This window comes from Mixta intestinalis, from assembly GCF_009914055.1.
In the GTDB taxonomy this organism is placed as follows: domain Bacteria; phylum Pseudomonadota; class Gammaproteobacteria; order Enterobacterales; family Enterobacteriaceae; genus Mixta; species Mixta intestinalis.
The window spans coordinates 1,144,632-1,168,623 of the sequence record NZ_CP028271.1; the positions used below are offsets into that span (position 1 = coordinate 1,144,632).

General features: G+C 56.1%; 24 protein-coding genes. 10 read left to right on the forward strand and 14 right to left on the reverse strand.

The features are described from left to right. Window positions 1–114: 114 nt before the first annotated feature. Window positions 115–405: a stress-induced protein YchH gene (ychH, locus tag C7M51_RS05430; RefSeq protein ID WP_160620847.1), complete on the forward strand. Its 291-nt coding sequence runs from the start codon at window positions 115–117 to the stop codon at window positions 403–405. Here ychH and C7M51_RS05435 read toward each other — a convergent pair. The 4 genes from C7M51_RS05435 to lolB form a co-directional block, all read right to left on the reverse strand. After that, window positions 402–1,571 carry a GGDEF domain-containing protein gene (locus C7M51_RS05435; protein WP_160620848.1) on the reverse strand — a complete coding sequence of 390 codons (1,170 nt, stop codon included), beginning with the start codon at window positions 1,569–1,571 and terminating at the stop codon, window positions 402–404. The two genes, ychH and C7M51_RS05435, sit on opposite strands and share 4 nt — an antisense overlap. 218 nt (window positions 1,572–1,789) lie before the next feature. After that, complete coding sequence (prs, locus tag C7M51_RS05440; protein ID WP_141174333.1) at window positions 1,790–2,737, reverse strand: ribose-phosphate diphosphokinase; 948 nt, start codon at window positions 2,735–2,737, stop codon at window positions 1,790–1,792. 134 nt (window positions 2,738–2,871) lie between these two features. Beyond that, window positions 2,872–3,735, reverse strand: coding sequence for a 4-(cytidine 5'-diphospho)-2-C-methyl-D-erythritol kinase (ispE, locus tag C7M51_RS05445; protein WP_160620849.1), 864 nt, complete (start codon window positions 3,733–3,735; stop codon window positions 2,872–2,874). Beyond that, complete coding sequence (lolB, locus tag C7M51_RS05450; RefSeq protein ID WP_160620850.1) at window positions 3,732–4,358, reverse strand: lipoprotein insertase outer membrane protein LolB; 627 nt, start codon at window positions 4,356–4,358, stop codon at window positions 3,732–3,734. Before lolB ends, ispE begins: the two co-directional genes overlap by 4 nt. A 213-nt stretch (window positions 4,359–4,571) precedes the next feature. Between lolB and hemA the strand changes: the two genes are divergently transcribed. Genes hemA through kdsA form a run of 6 tightly spaced genes read left to right on the forward strand, consistent with a single transcriptional unit; the run spans window position 4,572 to window position 9,881 of the window. Then, window positions 4,572–5,828 (forward strand): glutamyl-tRNA reductase, encoded by a 1,257-nt coding sequence (gene hemA, locus C7M51_RS05455; protein WP_160620851.1) that lies wholly within the window; start codon window positions 4,572–4,574, stop codon window positions 5,826–5,828. Window positions 5,829–5,864: 36 nt separating this feature from the next. Next, window positions 5,865–6,947, forward strand: a complete 1,083-nt coding sequence (gene prfA / locus C7M51_RS05460; RefSeq protein WP_160620852.1) for a peptide chain release factor 1 — start codon at window positions 5,865–5,867, stop codon at window positions 6,945–6,947. Beyond that, window positions 6,947–7,774: a peptide chain release factor N(5)-glutamine methyltransferase gene (gene prmC / locus C7M51_RS05465; RefSeq protein WP_160620853.1), complete on the forward strand. Its 828-nt coding sequence runs from the start codon at window positions 6,947–6,949 to the stop codon at window positions 7,772–7,774. Before prfA ends, prmC begins: the two co-directional genes overlap by 1 nt. Before the next feature lie 13 nt (window positions 7,775–7,787). Beyond that, the gene (locus C7M51_RS05470) at window positions 7,788–8,186 is read left to right on the forward strand and encodes a SirB2 family protein (protein ID WP_160620854.1); all 399 of its coding nucleotides are present in this window, start codon (window positions 7,788–7,790) and stop codon (window positions 8,184–8,186) included. Further along, the gene (gene sirB1 / locus C7M51_RS05475) at window positions 8,183–8,992 is read left to right on the forward strand and encodes an invasion regulator SirB1 (protein ID WP_160620855.1); all 810 of its coding nucleotides are present in this window, start codon (window positions 8,183–8,185) and stop codon (window positions 8,990–8,992) included. The genes C7M51_RS05470 and sirB1 overlap by 4 nt, the downstream gene beginning before the upstream one ends. 34 nt (window positions 8,993–9,026) lie before the next feature. Further along, window positions 9,027–9,881, forward strand: coding sequence for a 3-deoxy-8-phosphooctulonate synthase (gene kdsA, locus C7M51_RS05480; protein ID WP_160620856.1), 855 nt, complete (start codon window positions 9,027–9,029; stop codon window positions 9,879–9,881). A 66-nt stretch (window positions 9,882–9,947) separates the two neighbouring features. Here the strand turns inward: kdsA and chaA are convergent, their stop codons facing one another. Continuing rightward, window positions 9,948–11,039 carry a sodium-potassium/proton antiporter ChaA gene (chaA, locus tag C7M51_RS05485; protein ID WP_160620857.1) on the reverse strand — a complete coding sequence of 364 codons (1,092 nt, stop codon included), beginning with the start codon at window positions 11,037–11,039 and terminating at the stop codon, window positions 9,948–9,950. Window positions 11,040–11,425: 386 nt separating this feature from the next. Here chaA and chaB point away from each other — a divergent pair, with 386 nt between their 5' ends. Together chaB and C7M51_RS05495 are read left to right on the forward strand one after the other, a co-directional pair. Further along, window positions 11,426–11,656 (forward strand): putative cation transport regulator ChaB, encoded by a 231-nt coding sequence (gene chaB / locus C7M51_RS05490; RefSeq protein ID WP_160620858.1) that lies wholly within the window; start codon window positions 11,426–11,428, stop codon window positions 11,654–11,656. A 286-nt stretch (window positions 11,657–11,942) separates the two neighbouring features. Further along, complete coding sequence (locus C7M51_RS05495; RefSeq protein ID WP_160620859.1) at window positions 11,943–12,620, forward strand: gamma-glutamylcyclotransferase; 678 nt, start codon at window positions 11,943–11,945, stop codon at window positions 12,618–12,620. A gap of 37 nt (window positions 12,621–12,657) precedes the next feature. Here the strand turns inward: C7M51_RS05495 and C7M51_RS05500 are convergent, their stop codons facing one another. The 8 genes from C7M51_RS05500 to C7M51_RS05535 all read right to left on the reverse strand — a co-directional run bounded on the left by C7M51_RS05500 (window position 12,658) and on the right by C7M51_RS05535 (window position 21,678). Beyond that, the gene (locus tag C7M51_RS05500; RefSeq protein WP_160620860.1) at window positions 12,658–14,085 is read right to left on the reverse strand and encodes a serine/threonine protein kinase; all 1,428 of its coding nucleotides are present in this window, start codon (window positions 14,083–14,085) and stop codon (window positions 12,658–12,660) included. 54 nt (window positions 14,086–14,139) lie between these two features. Continuing rightward, window positions 14,140–15,090, reverse strand: a complete 951-nt coding sequence (locus C7M51_RS05505) for a hypothetical protein (protein ID WP_160620861.1) — start codon at window positions 15,088–15,090, stop codon at window positions 14,140–14,142. A gap of 14 nt (window positions 15,091–15,104) precedes the next feature. Continuing rightward, the gene (locus C7M51_RS05510; protein WP_160620862.1) at window positions 15,105–15,878 is read right to left on the reverse strand and encodes a PP2C family protein-serine/threonine phosphatase; all 774 of its coding nucleotides are present in this window, start codon (window positions 15,876–15,878) and stop codon (window positions 15,105–15,107) included. Further along, window positions 15,875–17,035 carry a type VI secretion system-associated FHA domain protein TagH gene (gene tagH, locus C7M51_RS05515; RefSeq protein WP_160620863.1) on the reverse strand — a complete coding sequence of 387 codons (1,161 nt, stop codon included), beginning with the start codon at window positions 17,033–17,035 and terminating at the stop codon, window positions 15,875–15,877. The genes C7M51_RS05510 and tagH overlap by 4 nt, the downstream gene beginning before the upstream one ends. A gap of 36 nt (window positions 17,036–17,071) precedes the next feature. Continuing rightward, entirely contained in the window at window positions 17,072–17,767 is a 696-nt protein-coding gene (gene tagF / locus C7M51_RS05520; RefSeq protein WP_160620864.1) for a type VI secretion system-associated protein TagF, read from the reverse strand. A gap of 5 nt (window positions 17,768–17,772) precedes the next feature. Further along, complete coding sequence (gene tssM / locus C7M51_RS05525) at window positions 17,773–19,884, reverse strand: type VI secretion system membrane subunit TssM (RefSeq protein ID WP_160620865.1); 2,112 nt, start codon at window positions 19,882–19,884, stop codon at window positions 17,773–17,775. Next, window positions 19,881–21,104: a type IVB secretion system protein IcmH/DotU gene (icmH, locus tag C7M51_RS05530; RefSeq protein WP_160623579.1), complete on the reverse strand. Its 1,224-nt coding sequence runs from the start codon at window positions 21,102–21,104 to the stop codon at window positions 19,881–19,883. Before icmH ends, tssM begins: the two co-directional genes overlap by 4 nt. An 82-nt stretch (window positions 21,105–21,186) precedes the next feature. After that, window positions 21,187–21,678, reverse strand: a complete 492-nt coding sequence (locus tag C7M51_RS05535; protein ID WP_160620866.1) for an SH3 domain-containing protein — start codon at window positions 21,676–21,678, stop codon at window positions 21,187–21,189. Between the two features lie 612 nt (window positions 21,679–22,290). Here C7M51_RS05535 and C7M51_RS05540 point away from each other — a divergent pair. After that, window positions 22,291–23,730 carry a YchO/YchP family invasin gene (locus C7M51_RS05540; protein ID WP_160620867.1) on the forward strand — a complete coding sequence of 480 codons (1,440 nt, stop codon included), beginning with the start codon at window positions 22,291–22,293 and terminating at the stop codon, window positions 23,728–23,730. Window positions 23,731–23,823: 93 nt separating this feature from the next. Here C7M51_RS05540 and C7M51_RS05545 read toward each other — a convergent pair whose 3' ends face one another. Continuing rightward, window positions 23,824–23,976, reverse strand: coding sequence for a DUF2474 domain-containing protein (locus C7M51_RS05545; RefSeq protein ID WP_208852143.1), 153 nt, complete (start codon window positions 23,974–23,976; stop codon window positions 23,824–23,826). Window positions 23,977–23,992: the final 16 nt, after the last annotated feature.

The following is a 23,992-nucleotide window of genomic DNA, read 5'->3' on the forward strand; positions in this document are numbered from 1 at the left end:
TGTCAATTAACAGTTAAAATGTGTGATCGCATACGCAACGAGCAGGTTGTACATATTCTAAGCTTATGTTGGTTTAACACTTTGTGCTGTACTGTCAGCGAAAGGAGATGAGCGATGAAACGTAAAAGCGCAACGGTTGCGGGTAACGCGTTAATGGGATTGGGATTAATTACCATGATTTCAGGCGTAGGCTATGCGGTACTGAACCAGTTGCCGCAGCTACAGCTCTCATCCTGGCTGACCCAGGCGTCAATTTTTGGCATTTTTATCGGCGCGTTAATGTGGCTGGTAGGTGCACGTCTTAGCGGGCGGGAAAAGATTACCGATCGTTACTACTGGGTGCGTTATTGTGGTGATGATAAACGCTGTCGCCGTACCGGGCATTATCATAACCGCGCCCATTAATTTTTCTCTGTAGCCAGCGCTGTGGTTAGCGGTGCTGGCACGAGCGTTTCCGTTCGGTTGCGCCCACCGGCTTTAGCCTGATAAAGCGCCTCATCCGCCGCTGTCATCAGCGATGAAAAGGTATGGGGCGGATGGCCTGCGGCAATGCCGACGCTTACGGTATATTCAATGTTATCCGGGCGGGAGATCATCACCAGCAGACGAATCTCTTCACACAGCCTCTGTGCTTTCTCCACGTCGCCGCAAAAAAAGGCGGCAAACTCTTCTCCTCCCAGGCGGGAAAAGGTGCTTTCCATCGGTAGTACGCTGGTAACGATGCGGCAGAAATCGAGTAATACCCGATCGCCCTGGCCGTGACCAAAACGATCGTTAATGCTTTTAAAATGGTCGAGATCGAAAACCAGCGCGGCAAGCATCATCTGTTGTTGAACGCTTCTTTTTTCAGCCTTTCTTGCCTGAGCGAACAGTGCGCGCCGGTTCCAGACGCCGGTGAGTGGATCGCGCAGCGAAGCTTGCTTATAGCGGATTTGGGTGCGTTCATTCACCATCGCCAGAATAGTGAAAGTTAGCCCAATAACGAATAAGATCGATTCCAGAATGACGAGGCTGGAAAACGGGGTGTCGCCTGTGGCACCGTGGCTGTGGCTGGGCGTTCCGCTGTCGAAACACATGCGGGTAAGGTGAAAACCCAGGTGAAACCAGAGCAGTAGCTGTGCGGGCCAGAAAGTAATTTGCAGCGTGGCGCGTGTGCGGATCAGCGGCACGATGAGCGCGGCGGTATAACTGATGCATAGCAGACAGCTCACCATGATCCGCTTCGGCATCGAATGATAAAAAGAGGGGAAACAGCAGAGTAGCGCCCAGAGCAGGGCACCAAACAGCCAGCTAAATCCGGGCCGCTGTCCGGCAAAGACGCGAAATGCGCACAGCAGCATGCCATATCCCAGCATCACCAGCGTATTGCCAACCGCCACCGCTAAAAAGATCTGCCCCTGGTCGCGCAGGCTGCTGAGCCAGACGGCGGTCATGGTCGCCATAATCGCTACGGCGGTAAAGCCCAGAACCCGATCGTATTGCGCGCCGCTCCAGGCGAAAAGCATCATAATGCTCAGGAAGCCCAGCACATAGAGTTCACAAATAAAAAGTGTGTAGACATCAAGTGCCATAACGCGCTTCTCCGTAAAAAACCGCAGCAAAATAGCATGAGTCTTCAACAGTAAAAAGCAGTGGTTAACGTAACGGTAAAAAAAAGAGCAAGCCGTTAACATTATGCGCGTTGCTGGCTTACCATCGGGAAAAGATGGCGGTAAACGGCAGTTTTATCTGAGCGGCAGGAGCAGGATAAAAAAACCGGGCGGGTGCCCGGTTTTCAGCAGATCGGCGATTAATGTTCAAACATCGCAGAAATGGATTCTTCGTTACTGATGCGACGAATGGCTTCAGCCAGCATGCCAGAGAGCGTCAGGGTACGCACGTTCGGCAGGGCTTTGATCTCATCGGAAAGCGGGATGGTATCGCAAACAACCACTTCATCGATAACGGAGTGGCGCAGATTTTCTGCCGCGTTGCCGGAGAAGATCGGGTGAGTCGCGTAGGCAAATACGCGTTTAGCACCGCGCTCTTTCAGCGCTTCTGCTGCTTTGCACAGCGTGCCGCCGGTATCGATCATATCGTCTACCAGTACGCAATCGCGTCCGGCAACGTCACCGATGATGTGCATCACCTGAGAAACGTTAGCGCGTGGGCGACGCTTATCGATAATGGCCATATCGGTATCGTTAAGCAGCTTGGCAATAGCACGGGCACGTACCACGCCGCCGATATCAGGAGAAACCACGATCGGGTTCTCCAGACCAATCTGCAACATATCTTCCAGCAGAATCGGGCTACCAAACACGTTATCAACCGGGACGTCAAAGAAGCCCTGGATCTGTTCTGCGTGCAGGTCCACCGTTAATACGCGGTCAACGCCAACGCTGGAGAGGAAATCCGCAACCACTTTAGCGGTAATCGGTACACGCGCTGAGCGTACACGACGATCCTGACGGGCATAGCCAAAGTAGGGGATCACAGCGGTAATGCGACCAGCGGAAGCGCGACGCAGCGCGTCTACCATGACAACCAGCTCCATCAGGTTATCGTTAGTAGGGGCACAGGTGGACTGGATGATGAAAATATCACCACCGCGTACATTTTCGTTGATTTGTACGCTCACTTCACCATCGCTGAAACGACCGACGGCGGCGTCGCCCAGGCTGGTGTAAAGGCGGTTGGCAATACGTTGTGCTAGTTCCGGGGTGGCGTTACCAGCAAAAAGCTTCATATCAGGCACGAGAAGAACCTCAGGCTTTGCGTCCAGAGAATGCATACGGGCGAGCGGAAACGGGCGCGCTCCGGTCGCATGCGTGCATACGGGTGTATTAAAGCGCGATGTGCAGCGTCAGGAACAGGGTGACACTGTCACATTCACGCCAGGTGCCCTGAAAGGCTGCGGTGAAGCGGCGAAAGGTTTACGCCCTGCGCGACGAATCCCTGCATCCAGTTCGGGGCCAGCTCAAGCACCTGACGGGCAGCGGACTCGGTGTCGAATTCTGCAAACACACAAGCGCCGGTTCCTGTCAGGCGCGACGGCGCGTATTCTAGCAGCCAGGAAACAAGCGCATCAACCTCGCGAAAACGTTTTCTTACGACTGCCTCACAATCATTGCTGAAAGGTGCCTGCAACAGCGCAGCAAATGAACGTACCGGTGAATTACGCGTCAATGCCGGATCGTTGAATACCAGCGGAGTGGAAACGGCAACGCCTGGATGCACCACCAGATACCATTTTTCCGGTGGTGAAGCGGGTTGTAGCGCTTCACCGACGCCTTCAGCAAACGCCGCGTGACCACGTACAAAAACCGGGACATCGGCACCCAGCTGTAGCCCTAAGGCACAGAGCGCTGCGTTTTCCAGTCCGGTTTGCCACAGGTGATTAAGCGCCACCAACACCGTAGCGGCATTTGATGAGCCACCGCCAAGACCGCCGCCCATCGGCAAACGTTTATCAACGGCGATATCCGCCCCGGCCTGCGGCGGCAGGGTGCCACGTTCGCCAGCGGCACGCATCAGCAGACGCGCCGCGCGCACGATAAGATTATCCTCATCAGCCACGCCAGCGACCGGCGTCAGCAGGCGAATATCGCCGCATGCGTTTGGCGTAATATGCAGGCTGTCGCCATAGTCGAGAAACTGAAAAAGCGTTTGCAGATTGTGATAGCCGTCGGGACGACGGCCGGTGATATAAAGAAACAGATTCAGCTTCGCGGGCGCGGGCCAGGTGGTTGTCATTGCAGTGTCCAGCTATCCATACGTAATTTAATGCGTTTATCGCCCTGTTTTAATTCGATACTGGCGGGCAGTGCCGGTCTGACTTTGCTGTCGTAGCCCTGAATTGTCACATCCCATTGCTGACCGTTGCGGCTGTAACGCAGGGTGCGTAGCTGATAGTTTTCATCCAGCGTAAAATCGGTGGCGTCGCCCGGCAGACCCATCATCCACTGGCGCAGGTTGGCCAGCGGAATATCCATGCCGGTTAGCTGGGTAATCATCTTCTCCGCGTCATTGCTGACGTAGCGTTTACCCTTGTTATCTACCAGCTGCACCGTTGCGCCCTGCGCGTCAAGCTGTAGCTCGGTGCTGCCGAGCGGATTAGTTAACAGCAGGCGATAGCGGTCCGGCGCGCTCTGTTGCCAGTTAAAGCGGGCATAAACTTTTTGCTGGTCTGAGAGCCAGGCGAAGGCACCGCGCGTCTGGTAACGGGTTACCTGTTGCACTGCCTGCTGATGTTGTTGCCACTGGGGAGCGGTGGGGCTCTGTCCCGGACCCTGCGGTTTATTGATAGTACAGGCCGCCAGCAGCACGCTGACCAACGGAAGCAGCCGCAAAGAACGGCGGGTTAGCGAATCGAACACCAGGTCATCTCCTCAGACAGGTTTATTTGATTCAAACGGTTAACGCTAATCACTCAGCCATTAACCGTCAATGCGGAATTACCAAAATTCAGTCTTATCAGCTATATCTTATTACAGTCATAGTCTTTGTATGGCTTTTCTTGATCTCCCGCATCTTGTAGAATGCGCACCATAAAACCCCAACAACATTGGGATAACCCGATCTGATTCACCATGACGCTGCTGGCCCTCGGAATAAATCATAAAACGGCACCCGTTGCCTTACGCGAACGAGTTACCTTCTCGCCGGATACGCTGGACGAGGCTTTAAACAGCCTGCTGGCGCAGCCGATGGTGCAGGGGGGCGTGGTGCTGTCCACCTGTAACCGGACAGAACTCTATCTTAGCGTAGAAGAGCAGGAAAACCTGCATGAACGCCTGGTGCAGTGGCTGTGTGAATACCATAACCTGCGCGAAGATGAGGTGCGTAAGAGCCTTTACTGGCATCACGATAACGCCGCCGTCAGCCATCTGATGCGCGTTGCCAGCGGTCTGGATTCGCTGGTGTTGGGTGAGCCGCAGATTTTGGGGCAGGTGAAAAAAGCGTTTGCTGATTCTCAGCGCGGGCATTCGCTCTCCAGCGAGCTGGAGCGGATGTTTCAGAAAACGTTCTCCGTTGCCAAGCGTGTGCGTACCGAAACCGAAATCGGTGCCAGCGCCGTCTCGGTGGCGTTCGCCGCCTGTACCCTGGCGCGTCAAATTTTTGAGTCTCTCGCTACCGTTAATGTGTTACTGGTGGGCGCGGGCGAAACCATTGAGCTGGCGGCGCGCCATCTGCGTGAGCATAATGTTCAGAAACTGATGATTGCCAACCGCACCCGCGAGCGAGCGCAGCTGCTGGCGGATGAGGTGGGCGCAGAAGTGATTAGCCTGGCGGAGATCGACAGTCGCCTCGCGGAAGCCGATATCATTATTAGCTCAACAGCCAGCCCGCTGCCAATCATTGGGCGCGGTATGGTTGAGCGGGCGCTGAAGGCGCGCCGTAATCAGCCAATGCTGCTGGTGGATATTGCCGTGCCGCGCGACGTTGAGCCGGAGGTCGGCAAGCTTGCCAACGCCTATCTCTACAGCGTGGACGATTTGCAGGCGATCATTGAAAATAATATGGCCCAGCGCAAGGCGGCAGCGGTGCAGGCCGAAACTATCGTAGCGCAGGAAAGCAGCGAGTTTATGGCCTGGCTACGTGCGCAGAGCGCCGTTGAAACCATTCGTGACTATCGCGATCGGGCCGGGCAAATTCGCGCTGAACTGGAAGCGAAAGCGCTTGCCGCGCTGCAGCAGGGCGCTGATGCACAGGAGGTGCTGCACGATTTGGCCCATAAGCTGACTAATCGCCTGATTCATGCCCCCACCAAATCCCTGCAGCAGGCTGCCCGCGACGGCGACAGCGAACGCCTGCAGATCCTGCGTGACAGCCTCGGGCTGGACTAGATAATTCTTATACCAATACAGGGTAAACCATACCAGATGAAGACTTCTATTGTTGCCAAACTGGAAGCCTTGCAGGAGCGCCACGAAGAAGTGGAAGCGATGCTCGGCGATGCCAGCGTCATCGCTGAGCAGGAGCGTTTCCGCGCCTTGTCGCGTGAATATGCCCAGCTAACCGACGTCAGCCAGTGCTTCCGGCAGTGGCAGCAGGTGCAGGAAGATATCGCCACCGCCGAGCTGATGCTCAGCGATGCAGAAATGCGCGATATGGCGATGGACGAGCTGAAAACGGCGCGTGCGCAGAGCGAGCAGCTGGAACAGCAGCTACAGGTGTTGCTGCTGCCGAAAGATCCCGACGATGAGCGTGACTGTTTTGTGGAAGTTCGTGCGGGCGCGGGCGGTGATGAAGCCGCTATTTTTGCCGGCGATCTGTTCCGTATGTATAGCCGCTATGCGGAATCACGGCGCTGGCGCGTGGAAATTGTTAGCGCCAGCGACGGCGAGCATGGCGGCTATAAAGAGGTCATCGCCCGCGTTAACGGCGAGGGCGCTTACGGCAGGCTCAAATTTGAATCGGGCGGCCATCGCGTGCAGCGTGTGCCGGAAACCGAATCTCAGGGGCGCATCCATACCTCCGCCTGCACCATTGCGGTGATGCCGGAGCTGCCGGAAGCGGAGCTGCCTGAAATCAACCCGACCGATCTGAAAATTGATACCTTCCGCTCCTCCGGGGCGGGTGGACAGCACGTTAACACCACCGATTCCGCAATTCGTATTACCCACTTACCGACCGGTATTGTGGTGGAGTGTCAGGATGAACGCTCGCAGCATAAAAACAAAGCCAAGGCGCTTTCGGTGCTGGGGGCGCGTATTCACGCTGCGGAAATGGCGAAGCGTCATGCGGAAGAGGCATCCACGCGTCGTAACCTGCTGGGCAGCGGCGATCGCTCCGATCGCATTCGAACTTACAACTTCCCGCAGGGGCGTGTTACCGATCATCGTATCAACCTGACGCTTTACCGGCTGGATGAGGTGATGGAAGGGAAACTCGATATGCTGATTGAGCCTATCGTGCAGGAACACCAGGCCGATCAGCTGGCTGCGCTTGCCGGACAGGACTGATGGATATACGCAGCTGGTTAAAAGCGGCCTGCGTCACGCTGAGCGGCGGGGAAAGCCCCAAACGCGATGCAGAAGTGTTGCTGTCGTTTGTCACCGGTAAGCCGCGTAGCTGGCTTATCGCGTTTGATGATGCACCGCTGAGCGAGCCACAATTGGCGCAGCTGGATGCGTTGCTGGCGCGGCGCGCGCGCGGTGAGCCGGTAGCGCATCTGACCGGCGAGCGCGAGTTCTGGTCGTTGCCGCTGGCCGTTTCGCCAGTCACGCTGATTCCTCGTCCTGATACCGAAATCCTCGTTGAGCAGGCGCTGGCGCGTCTGCCGGCGGAGGCGGTCGATATTCTTGATTTGGGCACCGGCAGCGGCGCGATAGCGCTGGCACTGGCCAGCGAGCGCCCCGATTGTCGGTTGCTTGGCGTCGATCGCGTCGCAGAAGCGGTAGCGCTGGCGCAGCATAATGCCTGCCGGTTGGGGCTCGCTAACGTCGCTTTTCTGCAAAGTGACTGGTTCAGCGCCGTCGGCGAACGGCGGTTTGCGATGATCGTCAGTAATCCGCCCTATATCGACGCAGAGGATCGGCACTTGCAGCAGGGCGATGTGCGTTTTGAACCGCTCAGCGCGCTGGTGGCGGCGGAACAGGGGCTGGCGGATATTCGACATATCGCTCAGGCGGCGCGTCACTATCTGCTGGCTGGCGGCTGGCTGATGCTGGAGCATGGCTGGCAGCAGGGAGAAGCGGTGCGTGATATTCTCGCTGCTCATGATTATCAGGCAGTGACTACCTGCCAGGACTACGCGGGTCACGATCGCGTGACTTTCGCCTCATATTAACAGGGAGAGCATCATGGCTGGCTGCTACGGCGTGATTAAACATCTTCATCTGCTAACCGTTGTGGTGACGATAACGCTGTTTATTTTGCGCTTTGTCTGGCTGCAAAGTGGATCGGCGATGATGTCACATCGTTGGGTACGTATCGTACCGCATATTAATGATACCCTGCTGTTCGTTACCGGCGTTTGCCTGGTAATGATTACACATTTTTATCCGTTTACGCCGCAGGGTAACTGGCTGACGGAAAAGCTGTTTGGCGTTATTATCTATGTCGCCCTGGGCGTTGTGGCTTTTGGCCGCCGTCCGCGTGAGGCTAAAGTACGCTGGATTGCCTTTATCGTGGCGCTGGCGATGCTGGGCATCATTATTAAGCTGGCCGTCACCAAATTGCCGCTTTTGGGGATTGTATGATATCAGTAGCAAACATCAATTTTAGCGAAGCGCCGCTGTGCGAAGCGGTTATCGCTACGTCACGCGCTATTCGCCACGATTTCCCGGCGGATGCGGTCAATGCGCAGCTGCAGGCGCTGGTTGATGAAGCCCGCGCCTATGTTTCATCGGCGAACGGCCCGGATCTCCAGCTGGAGATGCTGCTGGATCTGTTTTATAAAAAATGGAAATTCGGCGGTGCCAGCGGCGTTTACAAACTTTCTGACGTCCTCTGGCTGGATAATGTACTGAATACCCGCCAGGGGACCGCCGTCTCGCTGGGAGTGGTATTGCTGCATATTGCGCATCAGCTCGACCTGCCGCTAATGCCGGTCATTTTCCCTACCCAGCTGATTTTGCGCGCTGACTGGATGGATGGGGAGATGTGGCTGATCAATCCCTTTAATGGCGATACGCTGAGCGAGCATACGCTGGAAGTCTGGCTGAAAGGCAATATCAGCCCGACGGCTGAGCTGTATGAAGAAGATCTTGATGAAGCGGAACCCTCAACCGTTATCCGCAAAATGCTGGATACGCTGAAAACGGCGTTAATGGAAGAGAAGCATATGGAGCTGGCGCTCAACGTCTGTAATCTGCTGCTGGAGATCGATCCTGACGATCCGTACGAAATTCGCGATCGGGGCCTGATTTATGCGCAGCTGGAGTGCGAGCATATCGCCCTGACAGACCTGATCTATTTTGTCGAGCAGTGCCCGGAAGATCCGGTAAGTGAAATGATTAAGGTTCAGATTCACTCTATTGAACAAAAACAGGTAACGCTGCACTAAGCGCGTTATCCCTTCAATAAAAAAAGGCGAAGGCATGAAAGAAAAAGTTGTCAATATCGGTGATATTCAGGTCGCTAACGATCTGCCGTTTGTACTCTTTGGTGGCATGAACGTACTGGAATCGCGCGATCTGGCGATGCGCATTTGCGAGCACTACGTTAATGTAACCAATAAACTGGGCATCCCTTACGTATTTAAAGCCTCTTTTGATAAAGCGAACCGCTCTTCCATTCGCTCTTACCGTGGTCCTGGCCTGGAAGAGGGCCTGAAAATTTTTCAGGAGCTGAAGCAGACGTTTGGCGTAAAAATCATCACCGACGTACATGAACCAGCGCAGGCGCAGCCGGTAGCCGATGTGGTGGATGTGATTCAGCTGCCCGCATTCCTTGCTCGTCAGACCGATCTGGTTGAGGCGATGGCGAAAACTGGCGCGGTGATTAACGTAAAGAAACCGCAGTTCGTCAGCCCAGGGCAGATGGGAAATATCGTTGAAAAATTCGCTGAAGGTGGCAACGACAAAGTCATCCTGTGCGATCGTGGCGCTAACTTCGGCTATGACAACCTGGTTGTGGATATGCTGGGCTTTAACGTGATGAAGAAAGTTACCAACAACAGCCCGGTGATTTTCGATGTGACGCATGCGCTACAGACACGCGATCCGTTCGGCGCAGCGTCCGGCGGACGCCGTGCTCAGGTTGCTGAGCTGGCTCGTGCCGGTATGGCGGTTGGCATTGCTGGTCTGTTTATCGAAGCACATCCGGATCCGGCTAACGCTAAATGTGACGGTCCTTCCGCGCTGCCGCTGGATAAGCTGGAGCCATTCCTGGTGCAGATGAAAGCGATTGATGATCTGGTGAAAAGCTTCCCGGCGCTGGATACCAGCAGCTAATCATCAAACGCCAGTCATAAAAAAGCAGCGGCCTGGACCGCTGCTTTTTTTTCATCGAAACGTGGCTTATAACATGATGGTCATCAAATAACCCACAAACAGCGCAAGGTGTGCGGCACCGTTCAGTACGTTAGTGCGTCCGGTGGAAAAAGAGATATTACACAAAATCAGCACCGCACCCATTATCACCATATGCGGCGGCTCAAGGCCGAAAATAAGCTGCTGATCCGTCAGTGCGGCAATCAGCGTAACCGTTGGCACCGTTAACGAAATAGTAGCCAGCACCGAACCGAAGAACAGGTTCATGGCACGCTGCACCTGATTAGCCAGCACCGCTTTAATTGCGCCCAGCCCCTCTGGGGAAAGGATCAGCAGCGCCACCAGAAAACCGGTAAACTGCTGTGGCGCGTTCAGCTCCGTCAACAGATGCTCCAGCGGATTAGCGTTCATCTTGGTGACGCTGATAACCGCCACCAGATGCACCAGCAGCCAGAGCGTGTGCCACAGGCTGCTGTGCGCGGAGGGCTTGCCGTGATGCGGATCGTCGCCGTCATCTTCATGTTCATAGACAAACAGACTCTGATGCGTTTTAGTCTGAATGAGCAGAAACACGCCATACATCACCGCCGAGATAACGGAAATGAGCAGTGCCTGCGTTGTGGTAAAATTACCGTTCGGCAGCGCGTTAGGAAAAACCAGCACCAGGATCGCCAGCGGAAAAATAGCGATCAGATACTGCTTAACGCCGGCCAGATTAACATACTGGGTGGCGAACTTTTGCCCGCCCAGCAGCAATGCAAAACCTACCAGTCCGGCGGTAACAATCATAATAATCGAGTAGAGCGTATCGCGCATCAGGGCCGGTGCCGCGCTGCCGGTCGCCATCAGCGCCGAAATCAGGCTGACTTCCAGTATGACTACCGACAGGCTCAGGATCAGCGAGCCGTAAGGTTCGCCCAGCCGGTGCGCCAGTACGTCAGCGTGCCGTACGACACTAAAGGCGCTGCTCAGAATACCCGTCAGCGCCAGCAGGTTGATGGCGATAACCAATGGCATTGAGGTCGCGTCGCCATACAGCCAGAGAACGGCCAGCGCAGCCAGCGGAAAGAAAAGCGAGTACTCGGTATGGCGGGTTTTCTTGCTGTCATGGACACCCATAGGCAAGGTTCTCCTGTCTGTTACTTCATCCTTTATTACACAAATCCGCTTGCGGATAGCTAAAGGTTAAATGTGGTTATGATTTTTCCTGGCGCGCACAGTGTAGTCAGACTGGAGAAATGCGCAGCTTTTTTTACTTTATTTTACTTACGAAATTAAATGGATGCATGAAGGGCGATTATGACGATTTTCCCGATAATATCCATTAAAAATAGTCATTTAGATTAGATGTTTTTTATGTGATTGCCGCGTCGGACGCTTTTTTAATCGGGGAAAACTGCTGTTAAAACAGCTGAGGCTAAGCGTCCGATTATTAAAACGCACGCTGAATGGCTGGCGAAGCAGTCGTGTTAAGCCACACTTAAGCTAAATAAAAAGGAGGAGCTATGCCGTATAAACACAGAGACGACCTGCCCGACAATGTAAAAAATGTGCTGCCAGCACATGCCCAGGATATTTACCAGGCGGCATTTAACAGCGCCTGGGATGAGTATAAGGATAAAAAAGAGCGCCGCGGTGATGAATCCAGGGAGGAAGTGGCGCACAAAGTGGCCTGGGCTGCGGTAAAAAGTCACTATGTCAAAGGGGATGATGGCAAGTGGCACCCTAAAAAATAGGCCGCCGATGCCGGATAAGCCCTTAGCGCTACGTCCGGCGTAAAGCGGCAGTCAGCGTGAGCCAGCGCATCTTCTGCAAAAAATTTCCCTTAAATCTCTCAAGTCTTACCTTGAATCGCCGATGCTTTTTATAGCACCATCTCTTTTGTGATCGGTTTCACATTGCAGCCGATCGCGTTGATAAACAGGTTTACCAGAACTGACGAAACGCGTGCGGGCCACCAGCTGGTGTCAGGGAGGCGCCCGATCGTCACCGGGACGTGCAGATGTGGTTGAGGAGGCAGGGTTGTTAACACGCGAGTTTTTATTAAAAGCAGACTGTAAAACCGCTTTTGGCGAAATTGAAGAGTCGCTGTTATGGACCTGTGAGCAGCGCGCCGCATCGCTGGCGGCAACGCTGGCCTGTCGGCCCGATAGCGGGCCGGTATGGATTTTCGGTTATGGTTCCCTGATGTGGAATCCGGTTTTTGAGGCAGAAGAAGTGGTTGCTGCTACGCTTCACGGCTGGCATCGCGCCTTTTGTTTGCGCCTGACCGTTGGCAGAGGTACGGCACAGCAGCCCGGACGTATGCTGGCGCTGAAGGAGGGGGGCAGCACCAGCGGTTTGGCTTTCCGTCTGCCGGAAGCGCATCTGCATGAAGAGCTGGAGCTGCTGTGGAAACGAGAAATGGTCACCGGCTGCTATCTCCCCAGCTGGCGTGAACTGAGGCTGGAGAACGGACAGCAGGTAACGGCGCTGGTGTTTATTATGGATCCACGTCACCCGCACTATGAAGCGGATACCTGTTCACATACTATCGCGCCGCTGATTGCCTGTGCCAGCGGGCCACTGGGGACAAATGCGCAGTATCTCTTTTCGCTGGAGCAGGAACTTAACCGGCGTGGAATGGAGGACAGGGCGTTGAGCGAGCTGGCGCAGCAGGTACGCGAGCTACAGGTTTGCCATCATCGCTTACAGGGATAGACGGCAATGCCGCCTTGCAGCGGCATTGCGTAACGGTTTAGTCAGCGCGTGACGGATTAATCAGCCAGGTTCCGGCACGATTAATATCCAGCTTTTGCCGGTGTACGCCATCATGCTGTTGTACCTCAATCAGATAGCTGCCCGCGCCAAGGTTAAGCGCCGCATAGCCGTTATTGCCGGGCCTTACCTCAAGCACTTCGCCATTAAGTTTCACCGTTTCGTTACTGCGCAGGCGCAGATAGACCGTTGCCAGCGTTGGCCCCGGCTTCACACGCGTTTTCGGAGTCTGCGTGATAGCGCCTGAGGTAACGGCGCTATCCTCAGGCTTATCGCTGCCGTTAAGCAGCACGGCAATGGCAATAACCGCTAACAGGGCACCGCAGCTTAATAAAACCAGCGGCAGCGAGAGGCGACGCGGGGTACGCGGCGTTACCGGTTCAGCGCTGGCGGCGCCATGGTTAACCGCCATAACGACAGGTTCTGCCGGCTCCGCCGGTTCCGGCTCTGGCGCTTTCTCCGGCTTTTCGTGGCTTGCGCTTACCGCATTGACCAGCGTCTGCACGTCGCTTACCGGCAAGGAAATTAATGATGCCAGCTCATCAATCGACTGAGGACGATCGGCTGGCTTCATCATCAGCGCACGATCTACCGCGTGCAGCAACGCAAGGGAATAACCTTCCGGCTGGCGCTGCGCCAGCGGCTGATAGTGATCCTCAATGCAGCGTACCACGCTGGCCGGGGGCGGGCTGCCGGTAATGAGCGTATGCAGCACCGCGCCCAGCGCATAAATATCAGTCCATGGCCCCTGATCGCTGTCGCTTTCTTCGCTGTACTGCTCAATCGGCGCATAGCCAGGCTTCAGCATAATTTCTGTTTCATCAGAAAGATTGCCGATCTCTTTGCGCGCTGAGCCGAAATCAAGCAGCACCGGCAGCTGATTCTCCTGAATCTGGATATTGTCGAGCGCGATATCGCGGTGCAGATAGCCCGCCTGATGAATAGTGCTGATGGCACCGAACAGCGGCGGAAGCAGCTGGCGAATCCATGCTTCATTAATGGTGTCGCCATGCTGTTGTTGCCACGCTTTAAGCGACATGCCGCTGTACCAGAGCGTGCCCATATACGCGGTGCCGTTCTCTTCCCAGAAGCGCAGCACGTGCAGCAGGCCCGGATGATTGAAGCGCGCCAGCAGGCGTGCCTCCTGAATAAAGCTGCCGAGTCCGGCGTTAAATAGCTTACTGAAACGCTCGCTGCGCAGGCCCAGCGACAGGTCGTCATTACGCACCGCCAGCGAGGCGGGCATATACTCCTTTATAGCGATGGTCCGTTCCAGCAAATGATCCCACGCGCGGTAGACAATGCCGAAGCCGCCTCCGCCAATAACATCCTGAATTTCAAACTCATTGAACCGATGGCCCGCCGGTAGGGCACCAACCACCATACTCTGTTCTTCATTTGCCGACATAGTTACCACTCTCTGAGCGTTTACGGCCTGTATTCTGCAGGCACGCGCCTGCGTTTAATTTAAGGTGCGGTATGCGCCAATCGCCGGATCGGCGAGATCGGGATGCAGTGCATCCACCAGCATCACGGTGAGCTTCTGCCCGGCGGGCAGCTGGCTGCCCCACGCTTTGCGCGCCTTATTAACGCGCTCTCTGACCGCGCTCAGATTCTGCGCCGCATCCTTATCCATTTTTACCAGCAGCGTTCCGCTAAAGCGCCAGAGGTGCAGCTGGTTGTCAAATGGCAGCAGCAGCCAGCTGTCCGGCGCGTCATCTTTAGCGAGCACCATACGCTGATTATTAACACTGGCCGCGTTCAGCGTTTTATCATCTGACCTGATACCGATTAAGGGATAGCCCTGCCAGAAATTCACCGCTACCGGCTGGGTTTTACCGGCGTTTACCAGCGTCAGTTCGCTGGCACCTTCCAGCCAGCCTTCGGTTGAGCAGCTCAGATTGCGATTATCGGGAATAAACAGCGACTGGCCGTTATCGTCCCACCAGGTGCGGAAATGACAGCCGCCCGGTAGCTCAAAATGCTGTAGCGGTTCGCTGTTGGCCGGGCGGGAGAGATCCAGCGGAGCCGCATTACCGGCATCTGCTGTTGCGGTGGCGTCAGCGGTAATCACCGGACGCCAGTTTTGTGCCTTCACCGCCATGCCGCTGGCTAATGCCGCACCTTTGCTATCGGTCATTTCCCACGGCAGCTCCTGCAATTTTCCACACTGATTGGCAAGCAGCGTACCGACGCGTGGTAAAAATGTTGTTAACACATCGGAGGTTTTACTCTCGCCGGAGACGATACGCAGGTGTAGCGTCTCTTTACACCAGTCCTGAGGGCTATTGCTGGCAACGTTGTCAATAAACACTTCCAGCGACATGCTGGGGGAATAGACCACGCGATAATCCTCTGCGCTGGCGGCAGAGGCCATCAAAAGGGTGATAACGCCGGGCAACCAGTATTTCATAACGCTCCTGGATATCAATCGCGAGGCGGCAGCAGGCGTGCCGAATCAGCCAGTGATTGTAATAGGGTGGTTTCCTGAGGCGAACCAACCCAAACGGCGACCGCGCTCAAATTATCGTTTTTTCGTGTTCTGTCGATGGCCTGCTGCATCAGGATGAGCCACTCCTGGCAGCTGTTTACCATACGCAGCGCCTGTTCCATTTCAGGCACCGCCAGGTGAAGCCAGAAACCATCGCTACACACTAAAAAGGCGTCGCCATCTTCCAGCGTTATCACCTCGCTGTAGCTGGCGTCGCGCATCGTTTCAGCGCCGAGCGCATTATAGAGTAAATTGCTGTTAATGCCGGAATTTTCATAGCCTGCATCACGCATTCGCTGCACCAGACTATGGTCGCGGGTAACCTGATTCAGATAGCCACGGCGGAAGTGGTAAATACGGCTGTCGCCAGCGTGCGCCCACCATGCCAGCTGTTGGGTACGGTCGATAAACAGTGCGGCCAGGGTGGTGCTCATGTGCTGCAGTTTCGGATTAATCTGCTGCGCTTCATAAATGGCCCGTGCGCTTTTTTCTATCGCCTCGCGACTCTGCTGAATGCTGAAGTTTTCGTCAGTTAATGTATCCAGCAGCGTATCGCAGGCGATATGCGCCGCCTGTTCGCCGCCGGGCAGCCCTGCCACGCCGTCGCAGACGACAAAACAGGCCTTTTGTTCATTGAGTAGATGGCCCACCCGATCCTGATTATTATGACGCTCGCCCTGCTGCGAGGTGACGGCAAAGGCGATATTCATTCGTTATCCGTTCTGGTTTGTGAGTCTTTATACTGGTTCACTTCCATATCGTAAGCGTGCAAGAACGCTTCGCCGAACAGCGAATGGAAATCGTCTTCCAGCTCACCCGCCGTATGCTGATAGCTGCGCATAAAGTAGTCCCACAGCGCCGCTTTGCGGCAAAGGGTCAAAGGAATTTTTGACTGCTGACCGTCCTGACGCGCGTTATCCTCCAGCCGCTGCGGATTAAAGGATTGCAGCATGGCGGCAATGATGGCGCGGATACCGGCAATCATGCCCAGCTGGTGCGCCTGCAAATCCACCAGCGCGTCGCGCACCGCCTGTTCCGGCTGCATAAAACCGGGCATCTGGCTCTGGTACATCTGCATCAGCACCGTTTTACCGGAAGGCAGAATTTTAAAGGGATTATTCGCCTCATTCAGGATCATGGTCATTTCTGCCTTGACTCCGCGTTTGAGGATCGAACGCGAGGAGAGTAGCGCGACCGTCCCCTGAGAAAACAGGCTGAGCATCCGGCCTGTCATGCGCATCTGCTCTTCCGTCAGAGCTTCATCAGCATGCTTTTCCAGCCCCATGCCCTCCAGTAGCGCCTGAATCAGCTTGTCGTCGCTACAGCGCGGCTGCGGTTCTGCCTGCTCGCTTTGTTCGCGCGGCAAAGGATCAATATCGAGCCGGGTGGCGCTGTGCGAACTGCTGCGCGAACTCGTGTTTTCAGATGGCGTTTCCAGCGTCGAGGTGGCCAACGGCGGCTCTTCCTCTGCCATACCCAGCGGATCCTGCGCGTCCTTCTGCTGTTGAAACAGCGACAGCGGATCGAGCGTGCTGGCGAGGTTTTCGCTTATCGTATCCCGTAGCGGGTCGGTGACGGCAATCTGATAATTGCCGATAGTCAGGAGATCGCCATGGTGGAGCGTAACCTGGCGATCGCGCTCCAGCGGCGTATCGTTCAACACCACGGTAGTGACGCTACCGTGGTTGGTCAGGCGGCATTCGCCCTGCGCGGAGACATGCACTACCGCCTGCAGACGTGAAATTGCCCGCGCCTCATCCGGCAGAACTAAATCGTTGCCCAGACTGCGGCCAATCGTGCCGCCGGGCGGCAGGAAATCGACCGTCTGGTGAGGCACGCATGTCTGTTGCACAATCGTAAATCGCATGATGATTCCTGCATCAAAAAAACGGCGCAAAAGGCGCTATTCAAACATTGGCGGATAAAGGCCGTTACGTCCCGGTGGCGCGCCTGCCGCCGGATTAAACAACAGGGAAAAAAGCTGCGCGTTTAAAATGCCGCTGTGTTTATGAGTGGCATGCGGAAAGCCATCGCTGCGGTTGCTCCACCAGTAGCTGATAAAATGCTGCGGGTTGAAGCGCTCGGCGACTTCGCGCCAGCTCAGCGTGCAGGGCAGATCCTGATAACCAATCACATCCATAATCGCCGAACGTTCCTTCTCTGGTGTGTGCAGTGGCGACAGCGCCAGCAGTTTTTGCTCCAGCGTCTCCACCGGCAGGGTTTCACGCACCGCCTGCAACAGGGCGTTACCCAACTGCCGGTACCAGTCGCCAGCGACGCTCAACTGTGCCGGATGCCACTCCTTCAGCGTAAAACTTTTGATCGCCACCAGCGGCCAGACGCGGCCAACACGATCGCGCGAGGGCAGCAGGCACCCCAGCTGAATACGCTGGAAGCCGGGCGTAACGGGAATCGCAAAGTTCCAGACCGGCGCGCGCAGAAAGGCGTCGGTGGAGACATTTTGCAGATGCCACTGCGTTACGCCCTGCTGAAACCAATTAGACCAGCTGGTGACCAGGCTATCGGCCAGCCGCCGCTGCAGAAAATCGCCGGTTGAGGGCAGTTTCCCATACCAGCCCGGCACTACGTTCTCTGCCATTACCGTTACCTCACTGATGCCGGTTGTTCGCCTTCTGACGGCAGCGCTCCATCGGGTGACGCAGCGGCGTCACGCGCGGAATCGGGCATGCTGGCGGCCAGTTTGCGCATCATCAACGCATTATCGCGCGCAAAAGGCGACGACTGGATCTGGCGGTCAAGCAGCTGACTGAGATGCCAGTCAAGCTGCTGTAAATCATGTGTCGTCACGCTGGTCGGCAGGGTACGCTGTAAATTTTGCATCAGCCAGCCGCGTAAAAATTCGCCGTCATAGCTGCGCGGCTGATAGAGCATCTGATAAGCGCGCAGCGCATTGCGACTGAACTCACTATCTTCGCCTTTATCACTGCCTAAGATACGCGTAATTTCCTGGGCAACGCGCGGCAACAGCAGCGATTTCAGGGCGTTCTGATAAAGCACCCAGGCAGCGTCGCTCACCTGATCGCCGCGATAAAGTCCGGCGCGCATAGTGGGCGGCGGGCTATCGAGCGAAAAGCTCTCTACCTGTGGCAGTTTTACCAGGCTGTTCAGATAGGGTAGCAGATCGAAAATCGTGCCGGTATTCTGCTGCGCAAGTTCTGTGCCCTGATGTGTTAACGATGGAACCCGTGCCGCAATTTGCTCCAGATAGCGCTGGTTTTGCAGATAGCTGGTCAGCCACAGCGCGCAGGCCAGCACCAGCGAGGCGGCCATCGCGCCATAGCCAATCCAGTGCCACAGCCGATTACGTTCTTCCCAACGGCGATCGCTGCCCGCAAGGCCGCTCTCTTTAAAAATCAGGTCGCTCAGCAGGTGGCGGATAAAATAACTTTGTCCCTTGTTGCCGGGAATCGGCGCGGCGCGATTAACGCTGTCCCATGCGGCGATGGAGTGTTCGCCGGTGCGCGGTAACTGCAGTTTACGCGTCAGCTGGCCCATAATGCGATCGAATGGCAGTCCTTCCTGGGTGCCGCTGGTAAAGAACAGACCGCGTGGCGCCCAGGCAACCGCACCGCCTACCGGAGCGAAAACAATCTCCAGATATTCTGCCAGCAGCGGGCGCAGCGAGGCGAATTCCTGGGGGAAAAGAAAACAGTCGGCGCGTTGCATCAGATCATTTTGCTGCGCCATACGGGACGCGACTTCATGATGAAGCTGGCGTTGCAGTAGCGTAAACTGTTGCTCAAAGCGGGCGCTTAACGCAGAGCTGCGGTCGCGGTTTGGCTCCCAGGGAAAAGTGAAGCCCCAGATACGATCGCGCTGCTGCTTATCGAGCGTGGCGAAGTAGCCCATAAAACCTTTCAGCAGATCGGTCTTGGTCACCATGATATAAACCGGGAAATGAATGCCGGTGTACTGGTGTAGCTCCTGCATACGCTGGCGCAGCGCGTTGGCCTGTGCGTAACGTGCTTCAGGCGCATCGCTGAGCAGATCGGCAACGCTGATCGTCATGATGACGCCGTTAACCGGCTGACGTGCCCGATAGCGTTTTAGCAGGGTGATAAACGTTTGCCATTCGTTGGCGTCGCGGGCGCGCTGGCTCTCCTGCAAAGTATAGCGCCCGGCGGTATCAAGCAGCACGGCGCTGTCGGTAAACCACCAGTCGCAGTGGCGCGTGCCGCCGATGCCACGAATCGCCCCTTTCCCCAGACTGTCGGTAAGCGGAAATTCCAGTCCCGAATTAAGCAGGGCGGTGGTCTTTCCGGCACCCGGCGCGCCGACGATAACATACCAGGGGAGCTGATAGAGCCAGGGCGCGCTGTAACGCTGCCAGAGGTTGCCGCGGCGACGTCCGAACTGCGTTTTCTTCAGCTGCGTAATGGCCTGATTAAAGCGGTCGGTTAGCATCGTTTCTGTTGCCTGCTGCTCCGCCGGATCGATCGCCGCCTGCTGTTGCAGATTATTCAGCAGGCGGGTATTGAACCAGGCCTTATACAGGCGCGGAATCAGCTGCATCAGTATCCAGAGAAAATAGCCGAGCCCAATGACCAGCTGGCGATTAAACGCTGACTCCAGCGGGCGACTGTTGTTAAAATTCAGCAACGGGCCGGCGATCCAGACCAGGCAGGCAAAGGCGCTGATACTGATAAATCCCCAGACGAGGCGGCTGGTAAACAGCGGCGGCCAGACCTTTTTCATTGCGACGTCTCCTTCTGCGCAGCGTTAATCGGCGTCGGCACGGCAAACAGCGTAATTTCAATGCGGCGGTTACGGGCGCGATTTTCGGCGCTGTCGTTGGGCAGCAGCGGTTCGCTGTCGCCACGGCCTTCCGCTTTTATCGATCTTCCGGCAGGCAGCTGCCGGTTGAGCAGAGTGCCAATCGCCCTGGCGCGCGCCAGGGAGAATTCATAGCTGGAAGGGAAGCGGCTGGTGTGTATAGCACGATTATCGGTATAGGCGGAGACCAGCACCGAACCCTGAAGATCTTTCATCGCGGCGGCAACGCGCGTCAGCAGGGCGCGTCCTGTTCCGTTCAGCGCCGTAGCGCCCGGATCGAACAGCCGATCGGCAGGCAGAATAATCTTACTGCCGAAGGGGCCATCGCTCACTTCCAGCTGACCGGCGGCCAGCACGTCGCTGAGCCGCTCGCGCAGGTTAAGCAGTGCCTGCGGTGGCGTGCCTGAACGTGACAGTGTCACTACAGGCAGCGGTGCCTGATAAATGGCGCGCAGCAAGGGTTCCGCCTGTCTGCCCAGCCGCCAGTTGAGGCCACTGTAAACCAGGCTGGCAATCAGCGCCGTCACGGCCAGACAGGCCCAAAGCGGAACCGGTGGCCGCCAGAACTGGCTGGTTAACGGCCTGGCTTCTACGGTGACGCTATCAAACTGTTCATCGTTTTGGCGCGTTTCGGCAATCAGTTCGCCAAGGCGGGAGCAGATGATATCGCGTTGCTGGCGTCCGTTTTCCATGCCGCGGTAGCGGCCCTCATAGCCGAGCAGCAGGCAGTAGTGGATCAATTCCAGTAGCGCCAGATGTTGTGCTGGCGTTTGCGACAGGCGGGAGAGCAGCTGGAAAACTTTTTCGCCGCCCCAGCTCTCGTTGTGAAAGGTTACCAGCAGGCCATTGCCGGACCAGACGCCGCGCGTACCCCACGGCGTTTGCGCCGCCGCCTCATCGAGCACGCTACACAAACAGTAGCGGGCGGCGAGTAGCGTCTCAAACGGCAGACCGGCCTGTTTACAGCGGTTTTCGAACTGACGCACCTCTTCCACCAGCTGCGTTCGCAGCCCGGACGGATCGTCATGCGTTGCGGCCATACGAATATGCACAATCGTATTTAGCAGTGGTAAGGCCGCTGCCAGTAACATATTTTCAGAGCTCGTGCTGTGTGCGTCACGGGCAACATCTACAGGCGTCATTGAATTACGTTGTTCCAGACTGAAAAACCCCAACTTCAGCGCCGTTGGGAAAGCCCGCCGATGGTTATGCGGCAGGCGTTGTTTAATCGAGGATCCAGGTAGCGGTGTTTCCGTTGCGGCAGGCTTTGCTGGTTCCACCGACATCAACACAAACCTGCTTACTGGCGCGACGCGGACGTGGGCGATCGCTGCGTAGCGTCTCCTCATAGCGTTCTGCGATCACACCAGCCTTCAACGGTACGTAACCGATAAGCTGCTCTTCATTTATATCGGCAATCGCCAGCCAGCTGTGCTCAACCTTGCCCAGCACCTGAAAAGGCTTACCGTTCTCCAGATGACGCACCACTTTTCCGCCGTAGTCGGGCGAGGTCATCACCGAGGCGTCATACAGCGCGCGCCAGGTTTCATTCATCGGCGTAAATTCAGCGGGCGCATTTACCGCGTAGCGATGCACCAGCGTCACGCCGTTGACGGTGCTGCTGACCAGTGTATCGTCAGTAAGGGGCGGCGCAGGTGGCTTACAGCCAGCGACAGTCAACACAGCGAGCAATGTCAGCGCGAAACGAATTTTCACTTTGATCCTCACGATCTCATCAGGTTATCTGGACAAATGCCAGACCGGGTAGCGCAGAAACGCGGCGGGCAAGGCTGATGCTTGCCGTTCTGTGACGCGGCTGGCTGGAAAAATTGCTCAGATTTACAAAAAGATAAAACCCGGCTCAGTCTACCTGACACTTTTGAGATTTCAAACTATTGCGCGGGTCTGTTTCTCATGTTATTTGCGCTTCCGACAGCCAGCGTAGCGGCGGCAGGAGCGCCGGTTAGTCTTTGCGAAGTATAGCCAGGGCGCAGCGGACAAGGCGGGCTTAATCAGGGGCGCAAAAAAAGGGGGCGATAAAGTGCGAAACGTGAGGCAGCGTAGCGGTGCTGGCGTAGAAAAACTTTCAGAATTTACAGACAGGAAGATAACACCCGGAGAATTAGCCACACCGGACCGCTCTTTTCAGTGACGTTGTCACTTTTGCTAAGCTTAAGGCATCATGCAGTGAGGGTGCAGCTCTCTGTATCAGAGGAGGGAATCATTATAGGGAAAATCATGATCCTGCTCACGATTATGCTAAGCTAGGGGCTTACCTGTAATTTATCGCTCTCGCTCATGACAGGCTAAGCTATTTCAAACGCAGCTATGTTATTAACGCATCGATTTTCACCGCTTGTTGTTCCCCTGTTATTAAGCAGCCTTTTTTGTCTGCCTGATGCTTACGCCTTCCAGAGCGACCGCCAGGTTCCGGACGCACCGTTTCACGATCCGGCCCGCTTTAGCACCATGCAGCAGCAGCTTCCCAGCCTCGATGTGGTTCCCGATCGCAGCGATGCCTTTTCCACGCGCCTGGCGCAGATAGCGAAAAGCATCGGCGAGGCGAGTAAGAACGCCAGCGATGTTTCCTTCGGTCAGCAGGCGGGAGAGTGGGCGTTTAATCATCTGCGTGATGAGCTGGCCGATCGGCTGGTAAATGAAGGGCAGTCGCTGCTCTCGCCCTATGGCACGGCGCAGCTGGCGCTACAGGTCGATATGGAGGGCAACTTTAACGGTAGCGGCGGGCAGCTACTGACGCCCTGGCAGGATAATTATCAGTACCTGACTTTTTCCCAACTTGGCGTCACGCAGACCCATGACGGGCTGGTGGGCAATGCCGGACTGGGGCAGCGTTGGGTCGCGGGCAACTGGCTGCTGGGCTATAACGCGCTGGTGGATCGTCAGTTCGACTCCGGCTCACAGCGCGCTTCACTGGGGACCGAGGCCTGGGGCGATTTTCTGCACCTTTCGGCAAACTACTATGCGCCGCTCGGCGGCTGGCGCAACAGCAGTGATACGCAACAGTATCGCATGGCGCGCGGCTACGATATCACTACCCAGGGCTACCTGCCTTTTTACCGCCAGCTGGGCGTTTCAGTCACCTGGGAGCGATATCTTGGCGATCGGGTCGATCTGTTTAACAATGGCAGCCCGGAGAAAAATCCGGTGGCGGTGAAGGTGGGGGTCAACTATACGCCGGTGCCGCTGCTGACCTTTACCGCTTCGCATAAGGAAGGTGAAAGCGGGCAGTCGCAGGATCAGCTGGGGATGCGTATCAACTATCGCCCCGGCGTGGCGCTGCGTAAGCAGCTTTCAGCCGATAATGTTGCGCAGGCGCGATCGTTGCGCGGCAGCCGCTACGATCTGGTTGAACGTAATACCACGCCGGTGCTGGAATTTCGTCAGCGCAAAACGCTGTCGGTGTTCCTGGCGACACCGCCCTGGCAGTTAAGTCCGGGAGAGACGCTGCCGCTGAAGCTACAGATTCGCGCCGCCCATCCGATTACCGCCGTTAGCTGGCAGGGCGATACCCAGGCGCTGAGCCTGACGCCGCCGCCGGATAACCGCAGCCCCCATGGCTGGTCGGTGATTATGCCCGCCTGGGATAGCACGCCAGGGGCCAGCAACCAGTATCGCCTGTCGGTAACGGTGGAGGATGATAAGCAACAGCGGGTGACCTCCAACTGGATTACGTTACAGCTACAGCCGCCGATGCTGTTGGAGGCGGAGCACGATCGTTTTGAGCTGATAACGCCAGCCGCACCGTGATTGTAAATCGTTCAGCAATGCGATGGGAAAAGGTGTTTTCACTGGAAAGGCAGACAAAAAAGCGGGGCCACGATGATGGCGGCCCCGGCAGGATTAATGCACTTTCAGCCCCGCTGCGGTCATCAGCATACGGAACAGGCTGGCTACCACAAACAGCGCCAGCACGCTGCCGCCCCAGATAATCGCCATCCACAACAGCCGTCGCCAGAGCGGCTGCTTTACGCTTTTTTCCGTCATACGCTGCATTAACATAGCCGCCTCC